General features: G+C 45.4%; 16 protein-coding genes. 13 read left to right on the top strand and 3 right to left on the bottom strand.

Features of this window, described 5'->3' with window-relative positions; all coding sequences use genetic code 11:
- Nucleotides 1-35: 35 nt before the first annotated feature.
- A complete protein-coding gene (locus OU793_RS00350; RefSeq protein WP_140103632.1) occupies nucleotides 36-1,193 on the bottom strand; it encodes a methyltransferase in 1,158 nt (385 codons plus the stop codon).
- Between the two features lie 274 nt (nucleotides 1,194-1,467).
- On the opposite strand from OU793_RS00350, the gene bolA reads away from it, so the two are divergent.
- From bolA to dinB, 11 genes are all read left to right on the top strand, one after another.
- On the top strand, nucleotides 1,468-1,776 hold the full coding sequence (gene bolA / locus OU793_RS00345) for a transcriptional regulator BolA (protein ID WP_005456570.1): 309 nt from the start codon (nucleotides 1,468-1,470) through the stop codon (nucleotides 1,774-1,776).
- 473 nt (nucleotides 1,777-2,249) lie between these two features.
- On the top strand, nucleotides 2,250-3,590 hold the full coding sequence (locus OU793_RS00340; RefSeq protein WP_005494215.1) for a Na(+)-translocating NADH-quinone reductase subunit A: 1,341 nt from the start codon (nucleotides 2,250-2,252) through the stop codon (nucleotides 3,588-3,590).
- Nucleotides 3,591-3,595: 5 nt separating this feature from the next.
- Nucleotides 3,596-4,840 carry an NADH:ubiquinone reductase (Na(+)-transporting) subunit B gene (locus tag OU793_RS00335; RefSeq protein WP_005456580.1) on the top strand — a complete coding sequence of 415 codons (1,245 nt, stop codon included), beginning with the start codon at nucleotides 3,596-3,598 and terminating at the stop codon, nucleotides 4,838-4,840.
- Complete coding sequence (locus tag OU793_RS00330) at nucleotides 4,830-5,615, top strand: Na(+)-translocating NADH-quinone reductase subunit C (protein WP_005456526.1); 786 nt, start codon at nucleotides 4,830-4,832, stop codon at nucleotides 5,613-5,615. The genes OU793_RS00335 and OU793_RS00330 overlap by 11 nt, the downstream gene beginning before the upstream one ends.
- Entirely contained in the window at nucleotides 5,615-6,247 is a 633-nt protein-coding gene (locus OU793_RS00325) for an NADH:ubiquinone reductase (Na(+)-transporting) subunit D (RefSeq protein WP_005456515.1), read from the top strand. The genes OU793_RS00330 and OU793_RS00325 overlap by 1 nt, the downstream gene beginning before the upstream one ends.
- A gap of 7 nt (nucleotides 6,248-6,254) precedes the next feature.
- Complete coding sequence (gene nqrE, locus OU793_RS00320; RefSeq protein WP_005436652.1) at nucleotides 6,255-6,851, top strand: NADH:ubiquinone reductase (Na(+)-transporting) subunit E; 597 nt, start codon at nucleotides 6,255-6,257, stop codon at nucleotides 6,849-6,851.
- Nucleotides 6,852-6,884: 33 nt separating this feature from the next.
- Complete coding sequence (gene nqrF, locus OU793_RS00315) at nucleotides 6,885-8,108, top strand: NADH:ubiquinone reductase (Na(+)-transporting) subunit F (RefSeq protein WP_005456545.1); 1,224 nt, start codon at nucleotides 6,885-6,887, stop codon at nucleotides 8,106-8,108.
- Between the two features lie 155 nt (nucleotides 8,109-8,263).
- The gene (locus tag OU793_RS00310) at nucleotides 8,264-9,268 is read left to right on the top strand and encodes an FAD:protein FMN transferase (RefSeq protein WP_005494217.1); all 1,005 of its coding nucleotides are present in this window, start codon (nucleotides 8,264-8,266) and stop codon (nucleotides 9,266-9,268) included.
- Between the two features lie 22 nt (nucleotides 9,269-9,290).
- Nucleotides 9,291-9,524, top strand: a complete 234-nt coding sequence (gene nqrM, locus OU793_RS00305) for a (Na+)-NQR maturation NqrM (protein WP_005436655.1) — start codon at nucleotides 9,291-9,293, stop codon at nucleotides 9,522-9,524.
- 176 nt (nucleotides 9,525-9,700) lie between these two features.
- Nucleotides 9,701-9,934: a DUF2789 domain-containing protein gene (locus OU793_RS00300; protein ID WP_020841183.1), complete on the top strand. Its 234-nt coding sequence runs from the start codon at nucleotides 9,701-9,703 to the stop codon at nucleotides 9,932-9,934.
- Between the two features lie 132 nt (nucleotides 9,935-10,066).
- Nucleotides 10,067-11,131 (top strand): DNA polymerase IV, encoded by a 1,065-nt coding sequence (gene dinB / locus OU793_RS00295; RefSeq protein ID WP_140102940.1) that lies wholly within the window; start codon nucleotides 10,067-10,069, stop codon nucleotides 11,129-11,131.
- A gap of 1 nt (nucleotide 11,132) precedes the next feature.
- Here dinB and OU793_RS00290 read toward each other — a convergent pair whose 3' ends face one another.
- The gene (locus OU793_RS00290; protein ID WP_025509116.1) at nucleotides 11,133-13,058 is read right to left on the bottom strand and encodes an ATP-dependent DNA helicase RecQ; all 1,926 of its coding nucleotides are present in this window, start codon (nucleotides 13,056-13,058) and stop codon (nucleotides 11,133-11,135) included.
- Between the two features lie 76 nt (nucleotides 13,059-13,134).
- Here OU793_RS00290 and OU793_RS00285 point away from each other — a divergent pair, with 76 nt between their 5' ends.
- On the top strand, nucleotides 13,135-13,614 hold the full coding sequence (locus tag OU793_RS00285) for a GreA/GreB family elongation factor (protein ID WP_005456579.1): 480 nt from the start codon (nucleotides 13,135-13,137) through the stop codon (nucleotides 13,612-13,614).
- 61 nt (nucleotides 13,615-13,675) lie between these two features.
- Nucleotides 13,676-14,419, top strand: a complete 744-nt coding sequence (locus tag OU793_RS00280) for a YggN family protein (protein WP_021449939.1) — start codon at nucleotides 13,676-13,678, stop codon at nucleotides 14,417-14,419.
- Nucleotides 14,420-14,560: 141 nt separating this feature from the next.
- On the opposite strand, the gene OU793_RS00275 is transcribed toward OU793_RS00280, so the two are convergent.
- Nucleotides 14,561-17,107 carry an Ig-like domain-containing protein gene (locus OU793_RS00275; protein WP_140102939.1) on the bottom strand — a complete coding sequence of 849 codons (2,547 nt, stop codon included), beginning with the start codon at nucleotides 17,105-17,107 and terminating at the stop codon, nucleotides 14,561-14,563.
- Between the last annotated feature and the right edge of the window lie 303 nt (nucleotides 17,108-17,410).

The raw sequence follows: 17,410 nt of genomic DNA, 5'->3' as shown, positions 1-17,410 counted from the left end.
TTATTGTTCCTTGTAAACATTTTGCTCGGAGAGCTCTATTGTTTTGCGCTTAATTTAGCAGGATTTTTTGTTGCCTGTAAAATCACGAACTTATTGTTAGAAGCGATGAGTTTCACATTCTTATCGCCAAACAGACGTTTCAACTTGGCATCGTAGCCGAGGTGACGGTTTCCTATGACGAGTAACTTGCCATTTTGGTTCAAAATTTGTTTTGCATCACAGAACATTTGCCATGCGATATGATCGGTAATGGCTTGTTGCTGATGGAACGGTGGGTTACACATGATTAAATCGCAACTGTCAGGTTTGAATTCATCCAAACAGTTATTGGCCACGCACTGAATGTCGCGACCTTCGCCTAAGTTATCCAATAAGTTCTGCTTGGCAGATTCAAGCGCCATGAAGCTTTCATCAACGCAAGTCAGTCTTACATTTGGATTGAGTTGACCTGCTTTTACCGATAAGACGCCGTTACCGCATCCCAAATCGATAATGTGGTTGATTGAGGCGTCTTGAGGAATATGTTGCAGCATAAAACGCGCACCTAAGTCTAAGCTTTCTCCTGAATAGACATTTGGCAGGTTTTTAAGCTGAATGTGTTCTCCTTCGACACCCCAAGCCGTGATTGGATCTACTTCAATTCTTGGTTCTGCATTGGCCTGAGAAAAGACCAGTCGATGCTTTTTCCACGCCAGTGACGTTTTAGTCTCTCCAAGGTATTTTTCGAACAATTTTAATGTAGACGTATGGATTTCTTTGGCTTTGTTTACAGCAATCACAGGGCAAGCGGTTGGAAGCACTTTGCGAAGTTGGCTCAAAATCCAAACAAGATGACGATTACTTTTAGGTAGCTGGACTAACACAAGATCTGTATTCGCAGGAATACTGTCCATTGTGGTCAGAAATGCCACTTTATTACATTGATTGTCTTCAAGATTTTTTTGAGCGCCTTTGTGAGAGACGAAAGAATCGCTCATAAAAGTGACATGATGTTTTTCAGAAAACCAGCAAGCGAGGGCACCAAAGTTATCATTGATAACAACGATGTTTTGATGGTCAGGTAATGCCATTTCTTCGACGTGATTGATCAGGTACTCATCACCCGCATCCCAAGCTTGAAGCGTTTCGTTAGAACGCTTAGGAAAACGATGAAGCGTGAGGCTTCTACCGTGAAGATTCAATTCGGTTTTCATAAGTAAACGTAGGTTGATTCAATAAACTAGTGATTATTGTCGCAAATGATGGCTTACGTAGATACAAAAAGCTGTCAAATTTTCTATTTAACTCGCCGAAATAGCGTAAAGTGGCAAGCTTGTGGCTCGTGCTTTAAACGCATCAGTGCTGAATGGGCTGAACCTTTGCTAGTATTAACGCGAAACAAAGTCGCAAAATGGAAAGAGTATCAAGTCTCCACCTCTTTAGGAGTTGGGTATATACTTATGGCATTTGCATCATTGAGGAAAGAATATGATCCAAGAAATCATAGAGAAGAAGTTACATAGTGAGCTGCAACCAAGCTACTTAAAAGTTATCAACGAAAGTTACATGCACAATGTGCCGCCTGGCTCGGAAAGTCACTTTAAAGTCATTGTTGTGAGTGACTTATTTGCCGGTCAGAGATTGATTGGCCGTCACCGTCAAGTTCATCAAATTCTTGCCGATGAGCTAGACAATCATATTCACGCGCTTGCGATCCATACTTACACAGAGGAAGAGTGGAAACGTGAGCAAAATGGTGCACCAGACAGTCCAATGTGTATGGGAGGAGGGCGTTAACCCCTTTCAACCCAGACGTTTTTAGAAAGATGGCTCAGGCCATCTTTTTTTGTTTTACATTTTGTGTGGGACAAAAATGTGGCACAAATGTTGGTTAAAAAATGTGTTAACAGCGTTTCAACAAATGAATATAAATTAAAGCATATTTCAGGCTGTGAATATTTCATTTCCATAAGATATGTGTGGAATATGTCATTTGTGCGTTCGGTCAAAGTTATGACTAATATTTGACCTTTTAGACCTGATTCTATCGAAATTACCCCTCTATTCTGATGATTGGTCATGGCATCAAGTTCCTAAAAAATGCTAGACTACCGCACCTGATAAATCTCTCATATTTCATGTGACGAGATTTTTAATAGGATGTTGCGATTTTGGTGTTTTAAACAACATCAAAACCGGACACTGATGTCGTGTCTAAAAGTTACGCAATCAAAAGAATCTTTTTCCCGATAAAAGTAGTGCAAGTGCGTATGATTACAATAAAGAAGGGCTTGGATCTTCCTATCGCAGGAACTCCATCCCAGGTGATTAATGATGGTAAGACCATCAAAAAAGTCGCCTTGCTTGGCGAAGAGTACGTTGGCATGCGTCCTACCATGCATGTCCGCGTTGGTGATGAAGTGAAAAAAGCGCAAATTCTTTTTGAAGACAAGAAGAACCCTGGCGTGAAATTTACTGCACCAGCAGCCGGTAAAGTGATCGAAGTTAACCGTGGCGCTAAACGTGTCCTTCAATCTGTAGTGATTGAAGTGGCAGGTGAAGAGCAGGTGACATTCGATAAGTTCGAAGCCGCTCAACTATCTGGTCTAGATCGCGAAGTGATCAAGACTCAACTGGTTGAATCTGGCCTTTGGACCGCTTTACGTACTCGTCCGTTTAGCAAGGTTCCAGCAATCGAGTCTGCTACTAAGGCTATTTTCGTAACTGCAATGGATACTAATCCTCTTGCAGCTAAGCCTGAGTTGATCATTAACGAACAACAAGAAGCATTCATTGCCGGTCTAGACATTCTTTCAGCCCTGACAGAAGGCAAGGTTTACGTATGTAAGTCTGGCACTAGCTTGCCACGCTCTTCTCAGTCTAACGTAGAAGAACACGTCTTCGATGGCCCTCACCCAGCAGGTCTTGCTGGCACCCACATGCATTTCCTATACCCAGTAAATGCAGAAAACGTGGCTTGGAGCATCAACTACCAAGACGTTATCGCGTTCGGTAAGCTGTTCCTAACAGGTGAGCTATACACAGACCGTGTTATCTCTCTAGCGGGCCCAGTGGTGAATAACCCACGTCTGGTTCGTACCGTAATGGGTGCTAGCCTTGACGACCTAACAGATAGCGAACTGATGCCTGGCGAAGTTCGTGTGATCTCTGGCTCAGTACTAACTGGTACTCACGCTACAGGTCCACACGCGTACCTTGGCCGTTACCATCAGCAGGTTTCTGTATTACGCGAAGGCCGTGAAAAAGAACTGCTCGGCTGGGCTATGCCTGGTAAGAACAAGTTCTCAGTAACTCGCTCATTCCTTGGTCACCTATTCAAAGGTCAGTTGTTCAACATGACAACATCGACTAATGGTAGTGACCGTTCAATGGTTCCAATCGGCAGCTACGAACGCGTAATGCCATTAGATATGGAACCTACTTTGCTACTTCGCGATCTATGCGCGGGCGATAGTGACAGTGCTCAAGCACTGGGCGCGCTAGAGCTAGACGAAGAAGATTTGGCATTGTGTACCTTTGTTTGTCCTGGTAAGTACGAGTACGGTCAACTACTTCGTGAATGCCTAGATAAGATCGAGAAGGAAGGGTAATTTCCATGGCTCTTAAAAAGTTTCTTGAAGACATCGAGCATCACTTTGAGCCTGGTGGTAAACATGAAAAATGGTTTGCCCTGTACGAAGCTGTAGCGACAGTTTTCTACACGCCAGGTCTAGTAACAAAGAAAAGCTCACACGTTCGTGATAGCGTTGACCTAAAACGTATCATGATCATGGTTTGGTTTGCGGTATTCCCAGCAATGTTCTGGGGTATGTACAACGCAGGTGGCCAAGCTATTGCAGCTCTAAACCACATGTACGCTGGTGATCAACTAGCGACAGTTATCGCAGGTAACTGGCACTACTGGCTGACTGAAATGCTAGGCGGATCGATTTCTGCTGATGCAGGCGTCGGCAGTAAGATGCTACTAGGTGCGACGTACTTCCTACCAATCTACGCAACAGTATTCCTTGTTGGTGGTTTCTGGGAAGTGCTTTTCTGTATGGTGCGTAAGCACGAAGTTAACGAAGGTTTCTTTGTAACTTCTATTCTTTTCGCACTTATCGTTCCACCAACGCTACCTCTATGGCAAGCGGCGCTAGGTATTACATTTGGTGTTGTTGTTGCTAAAGAGATCTTCGGTGGTACAGGTCGCAACTTCCTTAACCCTGCACTTGCAGGTCGTGCTTTCCTATTCTTTGCTTACCCAGCGCAAATCTCGGGTGACGTAGTTTGGACTGCAGCTGACGGCTTCTCTGGTGCAACTGCTCTTAGCCAATGGGCTCACGGCGGTAGCGGCGCGTTGATCAACAACATCACTGGCGCTCCTATCACTTGGATGGATGCTTTCATCGGCAACATCCCTGGTTCAATTGGTGAAGTATCGACTCTTGCTCTAATGATCGGTGCAGCGATGATCGTTTACATGCGAATCGCTTCATGGCGCATCATTGCGGGTGTAATGATCGGTATGATTGCAGTATCGACACTGTTTAACGTGGTCGGTTCTGACACCAACCCAATGTTCAACATGCCATGGCACTGGCACCTAGTTCTAGGTGGTTTTGCATTCGGTATGTTCTTCATGGCTACAGACCCAGTATCAGCTTCATTTACTAACAAAGGTAAATGGTGGTACGGCATCCTAATCGGTGCAATGTGTGTGATGATCCGTGTAGTTAACCCAGCGTACCCAGAAGGTATGATGCTGGCGATTCTATTCGCGAACCTATTCGCACCTCTGTTCGACCATGTAGTAATTGAGAAGAACATCAAGCGGAGACTAGCACGCTATGGCAAGTAATAACGACAGCATTAAAAAGACGCTGGGTGTTGTTATCGGGTTGAGCCTTGTTTGTTCAATCATCGTATCAACAGCAGCAGTAGGTCTGCGTGATAAGCAAAAAGCTAACGCTGTCCTAGATAAACAATCAAAGATTGTTGAAGTTGCTGGCATTGAAGCAAATGGTAAGAAAGTACCTGAGCTATATGCTGAATACATCGAGCCTCGCTTGGTTGATTTCGCAACAGGCGAATTCGTTGAAGAAGCGGCTGATGGTTCTAAAGCAGCTAACTACGATCAACGTAAAGCAGCGAAAGACAACGCAACGTCTATTAAGCTTACAGCTGAGCAAGACAAAGCTAAGATCATTCGTCGTGCTAACACGGGTATCGTATACCTAGTGAAAAACGGTGATGACGTTTCTAAAGTTATCATCCCAGTTCACGGTAACGGTCTATGGTCGATGATGTACGCATTCGTTGCAGTTGAAACTGACGGTAACACTGTGTCTGGTATCACTTACTACGAGCAAGGTGAAACTCCTGGACTTGGTGGTGAAGTTGAGAACCCATCATGGCGTGCTCAATGGGTTGGTAAGAAACTGTTCGACGAAAACCACAAACCAGCAATCAAGGTTGTTAAAGGTGGTGCGCCAGCAGGTTCTGAACACGGCGTTGATGGCCTATCTGGTGCGACACTAACTGGTAACGGTGTTCAAGGTACATTCGACTTCTGGTTAGGTGACATGGGCTTTGGTCCTTTCCTAGCAAAAGTTCGTGACGGAGGTCTGAACTAATGTCTAGCGCACAAAACATTAAAAAGAGCATTATGGCGCCGGTGTTGGATAACAACCCGATCGCGCTACAAGTTCTTGGTGTATGTTCTGCTCTTGCAGTAACAACTAAACTAGAAACGGCGTTTGTAATGACACTAGCGGTAACATTCGTAACTGCTCTGTCTAACTTCTCTGTTTCTCTGATCCGTAATCACATTCCTAACAGTGTGCGTATCATCGTTCAAATGGCGATCATCGCATCTCTAGTAATCGTGGTAGACCAGGTGCTAAAAGCTTACCTATACGATATCTCTAAACAGCTATCAGTATTCGTTGGCCTGATCATCACAAACTGTATCGTAATGGGTCGTGCTGAAGCATTCGCAATGAAGTCTGCGCCAGTACCTTCTCTAATCGACGGTATTGGTAACGGTCTAGGTTACGGTTTCGTTCTTATCACTGTTGGTTTCTTCCGTGAGCTATTCGGCTCAGGCAAACTATTTGGTATGGAAGTACTACCTCTAGTGAGCAACGGTGGTTGGTACCAGCCTAACGGTCTAATGCTACTAGCACCATCTGCATTCTTCCTAATCGGCTTCCTGATCTGGGTAATCCGTGTGTTTAAACCAGAACAAGTAGAAGCGAAGGAGTAAGGGCGTCATGGAACATTACATCAGTCTGTTAGTTAAATCGATTTTCATCGAGAACATGGCACTGTCTTTCTTCCTAGGTATGTGTACTTTCCTTGCCGTATCTAAGAAAGTTAAGACCTCTTTCGGTCTAGGTGTTGCAGTTGTGGTAGTTTTGACTATCGCTGTTCCTGTGAACAACCTAGTTTACAACCTAGTTCTGAAAGAAAATGCGTTAGTTGAGGGCGTGGACCTTAGCTTCCTAAACTTCATCACCTTTATCGGTGTAATTGCAGCACTTGTACAGATCCTAGAGATGGTTCTTGACCGTTTCTTCCCACCTTTGTACAACGCGCTAGGCATCTTCCTACCGTTGATCACAGTAAACTGTGCGATCTTCGGTGGTGTATCTTTCATGGTACAACGTGACTACAACTTTGCTGAATCTGTTGTTTACGGTTTCGGTTCTGGTGTGGGTTGGATGCTAGCAATTGTTGCTCTTGCAGGTATCCGTGAGAAGATGAAGTACTCTGACGTACCTCCAGGTCTACGTGGTCTTGGCATCACATTCATCACTGTAGGTCTTATGGCGTTAGGCTTTATGTCTTTCTCTGGTGTTCAACTGTAAGTCGGGTAAACCGCAACAATTAAGGAATAGTCAATGGACATTATTCTTGGTGTAGTGATGTTTACTCTGATCGTACTTGCGCTAGTACTAGTGATTCTTTTCGCTAAGTCTAAGCTTGTACCAACAGGTGACATTACAATTTCTGTGAACGGTGACGCTGATAAAGCGATCGTTACACAACCAGGCGGTAAGCTACTGAGTGCTCTAGCTGGTGCTGGCGTATTCGTATCTTCTGCTTGTGGTGGCGGTGGCTCTTGTGGTCAGTGTCGCGTAAAAGTTAAATCTGGCGGTGGCGACATCCTACCAACTGAGCTTGATCACATCACTAAAGGTGAAGCTCGTGAAGGTGAGCGTCTAGCGTGTCAGGTGGCAGTGAAAACTGACATGGACATCGAACTACCAGAAGAAATCTTCGGCGTTAAGAAGTGGGAATGTACGGTTATCTCTAACGATAACAAAGCGACATTCATCAAAGAGCTTAAGCTACAAATTCCAGATGGCGAATCAGTACCTTTCCGTGCTGGTGGTTACATCCAGATTGAAGCGCCAGCTCACCACGTTAAATACGCGGACTACGATATTCCTCAGGAATACCGTGAGGACTGGGAGAAGTTCAATCTTTTCCGTTACGAGTCTAAAGTTAATGAAGAAACAATTCGTGCATACTCAATGGCTAACTACCCTGAAGAGCACGGTATCATCATGCTTAACGTTCGTATCGCAACTCCGCCGCCGAACAACCCAGACGTACCACCGGGCATCATGTCTTCGTACATCTGGTCTTTGAAAGAAGGCGACAAGTGTACTATCTCTGGCCCATTTGGTGAGTTCTTCGCGAAAGACACTGACGCAGAAATGGTATTCATTGGTGGTGGTGCAGGTATGGCTCCAATGCGTTCTCATATCTTCGACCAGCTAAAACGTCTGCACTCTAAGCGCAAGATGTCATTCTGGTACGGTGCACGTTCTAAACGTGAAATGTTCTACGTTGAAGACTTCGATGGCCTAGCGGCTGAGAACGACAACTTCGTATGGCACTGTGCACTGTCAGATCCACTTCCAGAAGATAACTGGGATGGTTACACAGGCTTCATTCACAACGTTCTTTACGAGAACTACTTACGTGATCACGAAGCTCCAGAAGACTGTGAGTACTACATGTGTGGTCCACCTATGATGAACGCGGCTGTTATCGGCATGCTGAAAGACCTAGGTGTAGAGGATGAGAACATCCTACTAGATGACTTCGGTGGTTAATCCCTCCAAGTGATTGTATTTATGGCTAGCTCTCTAAGGGCTAGCCATTATTTTTTCTGAAATACAAAACCATATTCAACAGTTGCTATAGGAAATTGGATTGACGGACATGGTCCTATTTCCCATATCAATTCAACAACAATGGGAGTAAACAAGTGAAAAAGTGGCTTGTTGCATTCGCTTCTCTATTGATTTTGGCTGGTTGTGAACAGCCTGCTGATCAAATTCATCTAAGCGGTCCTACAATGGGGACTTCTTACAACATTAAATACATTGAGCAAGATGGCATTCCGACGCCGAAGGCTCTGCAAACGGAAATCGATCGCCTGCTTGAAGAAGTCAACGATCAAATGTCGACTTACCGTGAAGACTCAGAGCTGAGTCGTTTTAACCAGCATCAAACAAGTGAGCCTTTCGAAGTGTCAGCGCAAACGGCAACCGTAGTAAAAGAAGCGGTTCGTCTCAATGGCCTAACTTTAGGTGCGCTTGATGTAACGGTTGGTCCTCTGGTTAACCTTTGGGGCTTTGGCCCAGAAGCTCGCCCTGACGTAGTGCCTTCTGATGAAGAGTTAGCGGCTCGTAAGGCAAACACTGGGATTCACCACCTGACCGTTGATGGTAACAAACTGTCAAAGGACATTCCTAATTTGTATGTTGACCTGTCAACGATTGCAAAAGGTTGGGGGGTTGATGTGGTTGCTGATTACCTACAATCGGTTGGGATCAAAAACTACATGGTCGAAGTTGGTGGCGAAATGCGTTTGAAAGGTATTAACCGAGAAGGTGTGCCATGGCGAATCGCGATTGAGAAACCAACGGTTGATGAGCGATCTATTCAAGAGATCATCGAACCAGGTGACATGGCAATTGCAACAAGTGGTGACTACCGTAATTACTTTGAGAGCAATGGTGTGCGATACTCTCACATTATCAATCCGCAAACAGGCAAACCAATCCATCATAAAGTGGTGTCTGTGACAGTATTGGATAAATCGTCGATGACTGCTGACGGTCTAGCAACGGGTCTTATGGTGCTAGGCGAAGAAAAAGGCATGGAAATCGCGAACGAAAATAACATTCCTGTTTTCATGATTGTGAAAACGGAAGATGGTTTTAAAGAGCTGGCTTCGGAAGCATACAAGCCATTCATGAACAAATAACATCAGAAGTGAGCATGTTCTTATGAGTACATTTCTAATTACATTTGCAGTGTTTGTTGCGGTGATCGCAGCGATGGCAGTTGGCTACATCTTCCAGAAGAAAGTAGTGAAAGGCAGCTGTGGTGGTCTTGGCGCAGTCGGCATAGAGAAAGTATGTAACTGCCCAGAGCCATGTGACGCGCGCAAGAAGCGTGAAGCTCGCGAAGCTGCTCGTGCTGAAAAGCTAGCTGCGTGGGAAAAAGACCGTATAGCGTAACGCGCAAGCATAGAGTGCTTATCATTTTTCTATAACCCAGCTTCGGCTGGGTTATTTTTTGCGTGTATCAAAGCGCCGTGCTTTCTACATAGAGAGTGAAATATTAGTACTTTCACGGGCGCATAATTGGGTGAGGTATATACTCAAATAAAGGTTCATTCGAGTCGGAGGACACAATGGAATTACATCAACATGGCATGGCTGATCTTTTCAATCAGCTCGGGTTAGGGAGCTCTTCCAAAGAAATTAAAGATTTCGTCAATACGCATCGACATAAACGTGAATCAGCACCTTTACACGAAGCGAGTTTCTGGACACATTCTCAGGCCGCATTTTTAAAACAAGCTATTGAAGAAGATGCTGATTGGGCTGAGCTTGTGGATCAGCTCGATGTAATGTTGCGTGATTGAACCGCGATAAAAAAAGATAATTCAACCCTTTAGAAACTTGGCAATATGTTCTTTGAGCGGTGGTTTTAATCTTTCATTTTCTTGCTTCGTTAATTGAATTATACTGTATTTTTAACCAGTATTTTGTCGGGTATGTCAGAGCGAATCAGAAAGATTATTCATGTCGATATGGATTGTTTTTATGCTGCCGTCGAGATGCGAGATAACCCAAATTATCGAGATATAGCGCTTGCGGTTGGCGGGCATGAAAAACAGCGCGGTGTCATTAGCACGTGTAACTATGAAGCACGCAAGTTTGGCGTACGTAGTGCCATGCCTACCGCTCGTGCGTTACAGCTTTGCCCGCATTTGCTCGTTGTTCCCGGTCGAATGCATGTCTACAAACAAGTCTCACTGAAAATTCGAGCTATCTTCGAACGTTATACTTCCTTAATTGAACCTCTTTCTCTTGATGAGGCCTACCTAGATGTTACCGATGCGACAGCGTGCAGGGGCTCAGCAACCCTAATTGCGGAGTCTATCCGTAATGATATTCGAAACGAGTTGGGCCTGACGGCATCAGCTGGAATCGCGCCGATTAAGTTTCTCGCTAAAGTTGCTTCGGATATGAACAAACCCAATGGACAGTTTGTTATTCCTCCTGAGAAAGTTCAAGAAGTGGTCGATAAGCTACCACTAGAAAAAATCCCTGGAGTTGGTAAGGTCAGTCTAGAAAAGTTACATCAAGCGGGCTTTTATCTGTGTGAAGACATTAAAAATAGCGACTATCGAGAACTGTTACGCCAATTCGGTCGCCAAGGCGCATCATTGTGGAAACGTAGTCACGGTATCGATGATCGAGAAGTTGTAGTCGAGCGTGAGAGAAAGTCGGTTGGTGTTGAGCGAACGTTTAGCCAAAACATCTCTACTTATGATGAGTGCTGGCAAGTGATCGAAGAGAAACTTTATCCTGAACTGGAAAAGCGACTGGAGCGTGCCAGTCCAGATAAATCGATCATTAAGCAAGGCATTAAGGTAAAGTTCGCGGACTTCCAGCTCACTACCATTGAACACATTCATCCTCAGTTAGAACTTGAGGACTTTAAGTTGTTGCTAAAAGACATTCTAAAGCGTCAAAATGGTCGTGAAATTCGCCTCTTAGGCTTGAGCGTTATGCTCAAGCCAGAAGAGCAAGCTCGCCAACTCAGCTTCTTTTAATCTATTCCCGCACACTTTCAACTAATTGTAGTACCTGTTCGAAGGACACATTAGCCAATGCACCATACCCAGATAGCTTTGAGGCTTTAAGTTGGCTGATCAACGGCGTGCTGATGCCACATAAGAATCGGGCTATGGCTTCGTTACTGATTGCAGAAGGGGAAAGTTGGACAAACTCTGCAATCCAAGCGGAGGCGACTGCTGGTTCAGGTTGATCGTAAATCCGAGGTGGGAACACCGCTCTCTGTCCTCGACACACAGAACAATGACCGCAGTGAGCAGGGGCATTGTGGTCGGCAAAGTAACTGGCTAATTGATGACTTAAACAATCTGACGATTGGAACAACCCCAACATGGCGTGAATTCGGTCGATGTCTTTGCGCTCTTTAGATTGGAACAGCTCGTACAGATGTTGCGTGATGTCTTCGATATTCTGTGTATCGGGCAAGACGGAATACACATCGGTTAGCTGCTTGCTTTCCAGTTCAACCCAACCATTCTGATGAAAGTAATCCAGTGCAGCGACAACGCGGCTACGTTCCGAATGATAGTGCATCCAAAGAGCATCGAGATCGACTTGGCACCATACTTTCGCTTTGGTCGAACAAGTGAAAATGGCTTCTACAAACTCGCGTCGTTCTCCTTGGAATTGGTTAACGATGAATTGCTGATCTTGTAGGAATTTGAATCGATATTCGGCAAAGTAGCTAAACTTAGCTTCGATCACTTTCGCAAGCTCTAAATACACCAACAGTGTCTTGAGTGGTAACTGGCGGATATTGCTCTCGCGAGACAAACGTAGTGGCACGACTTCCCACTGAGGTTGGTGCTCTTTGATTTGACCCAATACATAACTAATCGAAGAGCGCTCAGGCGTGTCGCCAAACACAAAGTTTTCTAATACAGTTAGCCCAGAAGTATTGCCAAGCAGAATGCATTCAGAGCGTTGTCCGTCGCGTCCTGCTCGACCTATTTCTTGTGCATAGTTTTCAATGGATTTAGGTAGATCAAAGTGAATTACTCGGCGAATGTCTGATTTGTCGACACCCATCCCAAAGGCAATCGTGGCCACAATGCAGTCAATTTGGCTCGCCATAAATTGCTGTTGTATTTGCTCACGAACTTCACTTTTCATTCCTGCATGATACGCATGAGCGTTAACGCCAATGTGGATCAATGACTTAGCCACTTGCTCTGCAGTTTGCTGTTGCGTTACGTAAACGATGGTTGGCAGTTTAGGGGCTGCGGCGACAATCGTGTTGAGTTGCGTTTGCTTTTCGGACTCTTCGCAAGGGATGACTGAAATATCGAGGTTCGAACGGTAAAAGCCAGTTACAGTAATGTGGTCACTCGCAATATCGAATTTATTTTTCATGTCCTCAATAACGGCGGGCGTTGCTGTGGCGGTCAGCAATAAGGTTTGAGGAATATTCAGTTCTCGCTGATATTGCGGCAACTTGAGGTAATCCGGACGGAAGTTATGTCCCCACTCAGAGATACAGTGCGCTTCATCGACTACCATCAAAGAGATTGGCACTTGACGAATGAACTCGCGAAAGCGCTCGTTTTTGAGGCGTTCGACAGAAATCATCAGAATTTTGATTTCCCCGTTTTTGACTCCAACCATTACGCGTTGCGCTTCTTCTCTGCTTTGGCTGCTATCAATAGAAGCGGCAGCGATCCCTTTGCTTTGCAAAAAGCTCAGCTGATCTTTCATTAGCGCCAGTAATGGCGAGATCACTAAAGTGAGGTTTGGCAGCATGGTGGCGGGGAGTTGATAACAAAGAGATTTGCCCGAGCCCGTTGGGAATATTGCTGCTGCAGAGTAACCATTCATGACCGATTCAATAACTGGTTGTTGGCCTTGGCGTAATGAGTCAAAACCAAACACGGATTGAAGCGTTTGTAGTAACTGGGTACTTTGCATGTTAGGGAAACCTTTCTTCGGTGATAGACTAGAGTACATTAACATATCCTGCCTACTGAGCGCGCCTTCAAAAAGTATGAACAAAGCTGAGTTAATCCAAATCATCATTCATCAATTGGAAGAAAAACTTCGAATTGCACACGCTTCCACCCAAAGAGCCATCGATGCCGCAACGGACGAAGAAACAGTGCCCGAGCATAAGTACGACACGCTTGCATTAGAGGCTTCCTATCTTGCTCATGGCCAAGCAATGCGAGTACAAGAGAGTGAGGACGAATTGCGTCAGTATCGTTCAATGGTTATTCGCGACTTTACGGATGCGCCAATAGGTGTAGGCGCGTATGTGGTTCTCGTCGATGAGAATAATATCGAAAAACGCTTTTTCATCGGTCCGTGCTCTGGTGGACTAACGGTGGCTTGGCAAGATCAGGAAGTCTTTGTCTTAACAGCGAAATCACCATTGGGACGAGCGTTACTTGGCAAAGAGGAAGGCGAAGAGTTTGAGATGAAAATTGGCGATAAAACAACTTGTTACGAAGTCGTGACGGTGTTCTGACATCAAATGTATAACTGAGTGTTATGTTTAACAGAAGTTATTTTGAAGATAAGAGAATGACATGAAGAAACTTTTTACACTTTCATTGCTGATGGTTAGTGCAACAGGCTATGCAGCGCAATGTCGTGTGGACATCCATAATGAAGTTCGTATGGATGGACAGAGTTTGGAAATTCGCCAGACATCTGGTGATAAAGCCGTCGTGGACGAAGACAACAACTTGTTCATCAAAGGTGAGTTGATTGAACTCGATGCAGAGCAGAAAGCCGCGATTGAAGCATATCGCGAAAAAATGAATGCCTATATCCCTCAAGCTAAGCAGCTAGCGAGTGATGGTTTGGAACTTGCCAATGACATCATTGATGATGTGGCAGCGAGTTTGGATGCGCCGGGCGCGTTTGATAACGTAAAAGTTGCAGTTAAAGACTTCTTTGCTGATGTGCAATCTCGTTATTACAAAGATGGTGATTTTATTTTGCCTGCAGACAGCTTTGAATCGATGACGCAGGGCTGGACGAAAGATTTTGAAAAAGCGCAGGAGATTTTTAATAAAGAGTTTCTGGCTAGCGCGTTCGATGCTTTATCGAAAAAAATGAAAGAAGAGGGTGGTTTAAACCTAACAGCACTCTCTGAAAGCATGGCAGAATTAAGTGCGAAAGTTGAGCAGCGTCTGGCTGAACATTCGAAAGAGGTGGAGCAACAAGCGGAAGACTTATGTGAATCTCTGGACAATATGGCAGGGCAAGAAGACGATTTGTTGAAGAAAATTCCTGAGTTGAAAGACTATCGAGTCTTTACCATTTGATGAATCGCTTCGCGTAGAAACAACATCTAAAAATACAAAGCAAGAGAGCGCCGTTTGGCACTCTCTTTTCGTTTTAGTGGTTCCATCTTTTGGTCGAGTTGCGAGGGTTTGACCAAACGCACCTAACCGGCTTAAAGGCGCTTATTGCGCGTTCATCTGAGTTAACTTATCACCAACAGGTTTTGAGAAGTTAAAGCCATCATGCTGATCCCAGTTGATAGACCAGGTCATTACGCCAGCATAATTCGGGTAGTTGAACGCTGGTTTAACGGTGCCACAGGATGTGCCTTTTGTTAAACAGTCTAGCGCACTAAGAATATTTTGTGTCGGAGCCTGACCTGAGTTTGCCGAGCTTGGGCCTGAAGGTAAACCGATCGCGACTTGATCATCACGCAATGGCGCAAACTGAGTGCCGTCGGCTAGTTCAAAACCTTCGATAAGCATCTTAGATTGAGCGACCATCATATCAACAGAGCCTTCTGGTGCAGAGCCAGGTAGGTACGGGTTTGGCAGACCGCCGTTGTTGTATAGCTGAACATGAAGCAAGTCGAGCGTGCTGCGAGTATCGTTGATCACGGGAATGTACGCTCCCCAAATTCCGCTGTAAGCGACGTAACCGCCTTGAACATAAGGGTGTTCAGGAGCCATGGTTAGGTACATATCGCCACCCATGTTTTGCTCAATTTGCAGCAAAGCACGACCAAGACGAGCTTGAATTTGTGAACCGTGTACTAGGTTAGATCCACTCTCTAAATCCACATCGAGACCATCAAAGCCCCATTCAGCGATAAGGCCAGTTAGACTAGAAACAAAGTTCGCTTCGTCTTGGTCAGTGTTTAGAGTGATAGTGCCTTCAGCACCTCCAAGAGATAGAACGAACTTCTTACCTTTCGCCTGCAATGCTGCCATATCTTGTTTGAATTGCGTTGGGTCGAGTGCAGGACAATCACTGTAAATATCGCCAGAATACAGGTTGAAGTGCACTGTGCCATCGCTGTTTCGGTCGTTTTCAGCAAAGGCAATATCAATCACATCCCAAGCATCAGCCATGTCTGCCAGTCTGATTGGGCAACCCGCACCGTTCACGAAGTTGTGCCAGTAACCAATCAGTTTATGACGTTTTTCTGTCTGCTCTACAACTGTCACCGCTGCTGCGTCAGATAATGCGGTGCTTCCGGCAAGATCGACGGCTTGAGCGCTTACGGTAAACTGTCCGATTGCGGCTGGTGTCCAGTTCGCAGAGTAAGGTGCTGTCGTATCTGTGGCGACAACGGCGCCGTTGACCATAAAGTCAACTTGCTTAATGCCTGAAGTTAAAGACGTTGCATCGGCGCTTAATGCGAGATTTTTGCCTAAGCCAACCGTTTGACCTGCGCTAGGCGAAGTAAGAGAGATGACTAAATCTTTATCACTGACATTTACGTTCACAACAGATTCTGACGTATTGTTGTCGTTATCGGTTGCAACGGCTTTAAGCTGGTTAGCGCCAATAAGTGTGGCGTTCCAAGTTACGGAATATGGCGCTTGAGTAACGACACCTAAGCGATCGTTATTCGCGAAAAACTCCACTTGCGTAACCGTGCCATCTGAGTCGCTTGCGTTGGCTGTGATTTCGTTGTTGCTGCCTGCGAGCACGACTTGTCCATCCGTTGGGGCGGTAATGGTAACTTGAGGTGGTGTTGAGCACGCTCCTAGGCCAGTCCAAGCATCTTTCCAGTACAGGCCTTCACCTGGCTCATAGGCCCATGTTGCATCGGACGAACACCAACCCGCAACGTCACAACGATATTTTTGGTTAAGATTAGAAACCAGAGCACCTACTTCATAACGCGTGCCTGCTACGTAAGGGACAGCATCAGCACACCCACCATTGCCTGGTTCTGAGTTCGCGACGACCAGCGCCACTTCTTGACTCGTGGTAGAGAGATTAGAGTCATCTGTTGCTTGAGCTTTAAATGAGTGCGTACCAACACTCGCTGTCCATTGGTATTCGTAAGGTGCACTGGTATCAATGGCGACGGATTGGTTGTTAACGAAGAATTCAACTTGAGTAACTACGCCATCAAAGTCATCAGCTTGAGCAGTAACGGTTAGGTTATCCCCCACACTCAGTGTTTCCGTACCTGTTGGGCTAGTGAGAGTAATGCTAGGTGGCGGCAGCTCTACTTGAGGCTGAACGACGATAGCAACCGTTGTGGAGGTTACTGCGCCTTCATTGTCTGTCGCAATCGCGGTGAGTTGAGAAACGCCTTGGGCTGCGGTCCAAGATGCCTCAAATGGCGCTTGGGTGACGATAGCAACGGTTTGGTCACCCGCTAAAAACTCCACTTGTGTGACCTGTCCGTCCTCGTCGGTCGCATTCGCTAACAGAGTAATGGCGCTGCCTTCAGGAATTTGCGCGTTGTTCGTTGGAGAAGAGAAGGACACTGTTGGCGACAGATTACTGTTTCCGCCATCGCATTGACCTAATGCCTTCCACGCTTCCCATGAGCCTGAGTTGGTGACGGGGTCGTTACCTTGTGTCCAATAAGCGGCCTCATAGGCGGCACCTTGAGTTTTCACTTGAGTGCCTGAGGTGTAGGTCGCAGTGCTATCCCAATCAGGCAGGCTTTGACAGTTGTAGGCTTGAGCTTGATAGCTAACACTGAGTGCAGCGACCACCGCTCCGTGAAGTAGAGTGACCTTCATTTTCCTCTCCTTGAGTCATGGATATAAATGAGAACAGAGTAATAACTAGCTGATAAATAGACATAAGGGGGAAAAAGCGAAGCACAATATTCTGCTTTTCGACACAACATCACGAGGAACTATTCGCCTCTTACAGTCGAGCTCATTATTTTTCGGCTCACTTCACGATGAATGAATCAGTGGTTTTTGCGTGGTGATACAGTCGATTTGATGGCAAATAACGGTTTGATAACGGCATGATGAATATGAGATGTATGTAAAAATTTACAAACTGAATGTCTATCATTTGTATCGTTTGTCGAG

The sequence above is a fragment of the Vibrio sp. VP6 genome (genome assembly GCF_028823755.1).
In the GTDB taxonomy this organism is placed as follows: domain Bacteria; phylum Pseudomonadota; class Gammaproteobacteria; order Enterobacterales; family Vibrionaceae; genus Vibrio; species Vibrio parahaemolyticus.
Note: the sequence above shows the minus strand (reverse complement) of the source record. Positions and strands in the feature narration are given on the sequence as shown.

Bases quoted from the DNA above. Each gene is read 5' to 3' on its own strand.
- OU793_RS00350 (WP_140103632.1), bottom strand. From the start codon at position 1,193: ATGAAAACCGAATTGAATCTTCACGGTAGAAGCCTCACGCTTCATCGT.
- bolA (WP_005456570.1), top strand. From the start codon at position 1,468: ATGATCCAAGAAATCATAGAGAAGAAGTTACATAGTGAGCTGCAACCA.
- OU793_RS00340 (WP_005494215.1), top strand. From the start codon at position 2,250: ATGATTACAATAAAGAAGGGCTTGGATCTTCCTATCGCAGGAACTCCA.
- OU793_RS00335 (WP_005456580.1), top strand. From the start codon at position 3,596: ATGGCTCTTAAAAAGTTTCTTGAAGACATCGAGCATCACTTTGAGCCT.
- OU793_RS00330 (WP_005456526.1), top strand. From the start codon at position 4,830: ATGGCAAGTAATAACGACAGCATTAAAAAGACGCTGGGTGTTGTTATC.
- OU793_RS00325 (WP_005456515.1), top strand. From the start codon at position 5,615: ATGTCTAGCGCACAAAACATTAAAAAGAGCATTATGGCGCCGGTGTTG.
- nqrE (WP_005436652.1), top strand. From the start codon at position 6,255: ATGGAACATTACATCAGTCTGTTAGTTAAATCGATTTTCATCGAGAAC.
- nqrF (WP_005456545.1), top strand. From the start codon at position 6,885: ATGGACATTATTCTTGGTGTAGTGATGTTTACTCTGATCGTACTTGCG.
- nqrM (WP_005436655.1), top strand. From the start codon at position 9,291: ATGAGTACATTTCTAATTACATTTGCAGTGTTTGTTGCGGTGATCGCA.
- OU793_RS00300 (WP_020841183.1), top strand. From the start codon at position 9,701: ATGGAATTACATCAACATGGCATGGCTGATCTTTTCAATCAGCTCGGG.
- dinB (WP_140102940.1), top strand. From the start codon at position 10,067: ATGTCAGAGCGAATCAGAAAGATTATTCATGTCGATATGGATTGTTTT.
- OU793_RS00290 (WP_025509116.1), bottom strand. From the start codon at position 13,058: ATGCAAAGTACCCAGTTACTACAAACGCTTCAATCCGTGTTTGGTTTT.
- OU793_RS00285 (WP_005456579.1), top strand. From the start codon at position 13,135: ATGAACAAAGCTGAGTTAATCCAAATCATCATTCATCAATTGGAAGAA.
- OU793_RS00280 (WP_021449939.1), top strand. From the start codon at position 13,676: ATGAAGAAACTTTTTACACTTTCATTGCTGATGGTTAGTGCAACAGGC.
- OU793_RS00275 (WP_140102939.1), bottom strand. From the start codon at position 17,107: ATGAAGGTCACTCTACTTCACGGAGCGGTGGTCGCTGCACTCAGTGTT.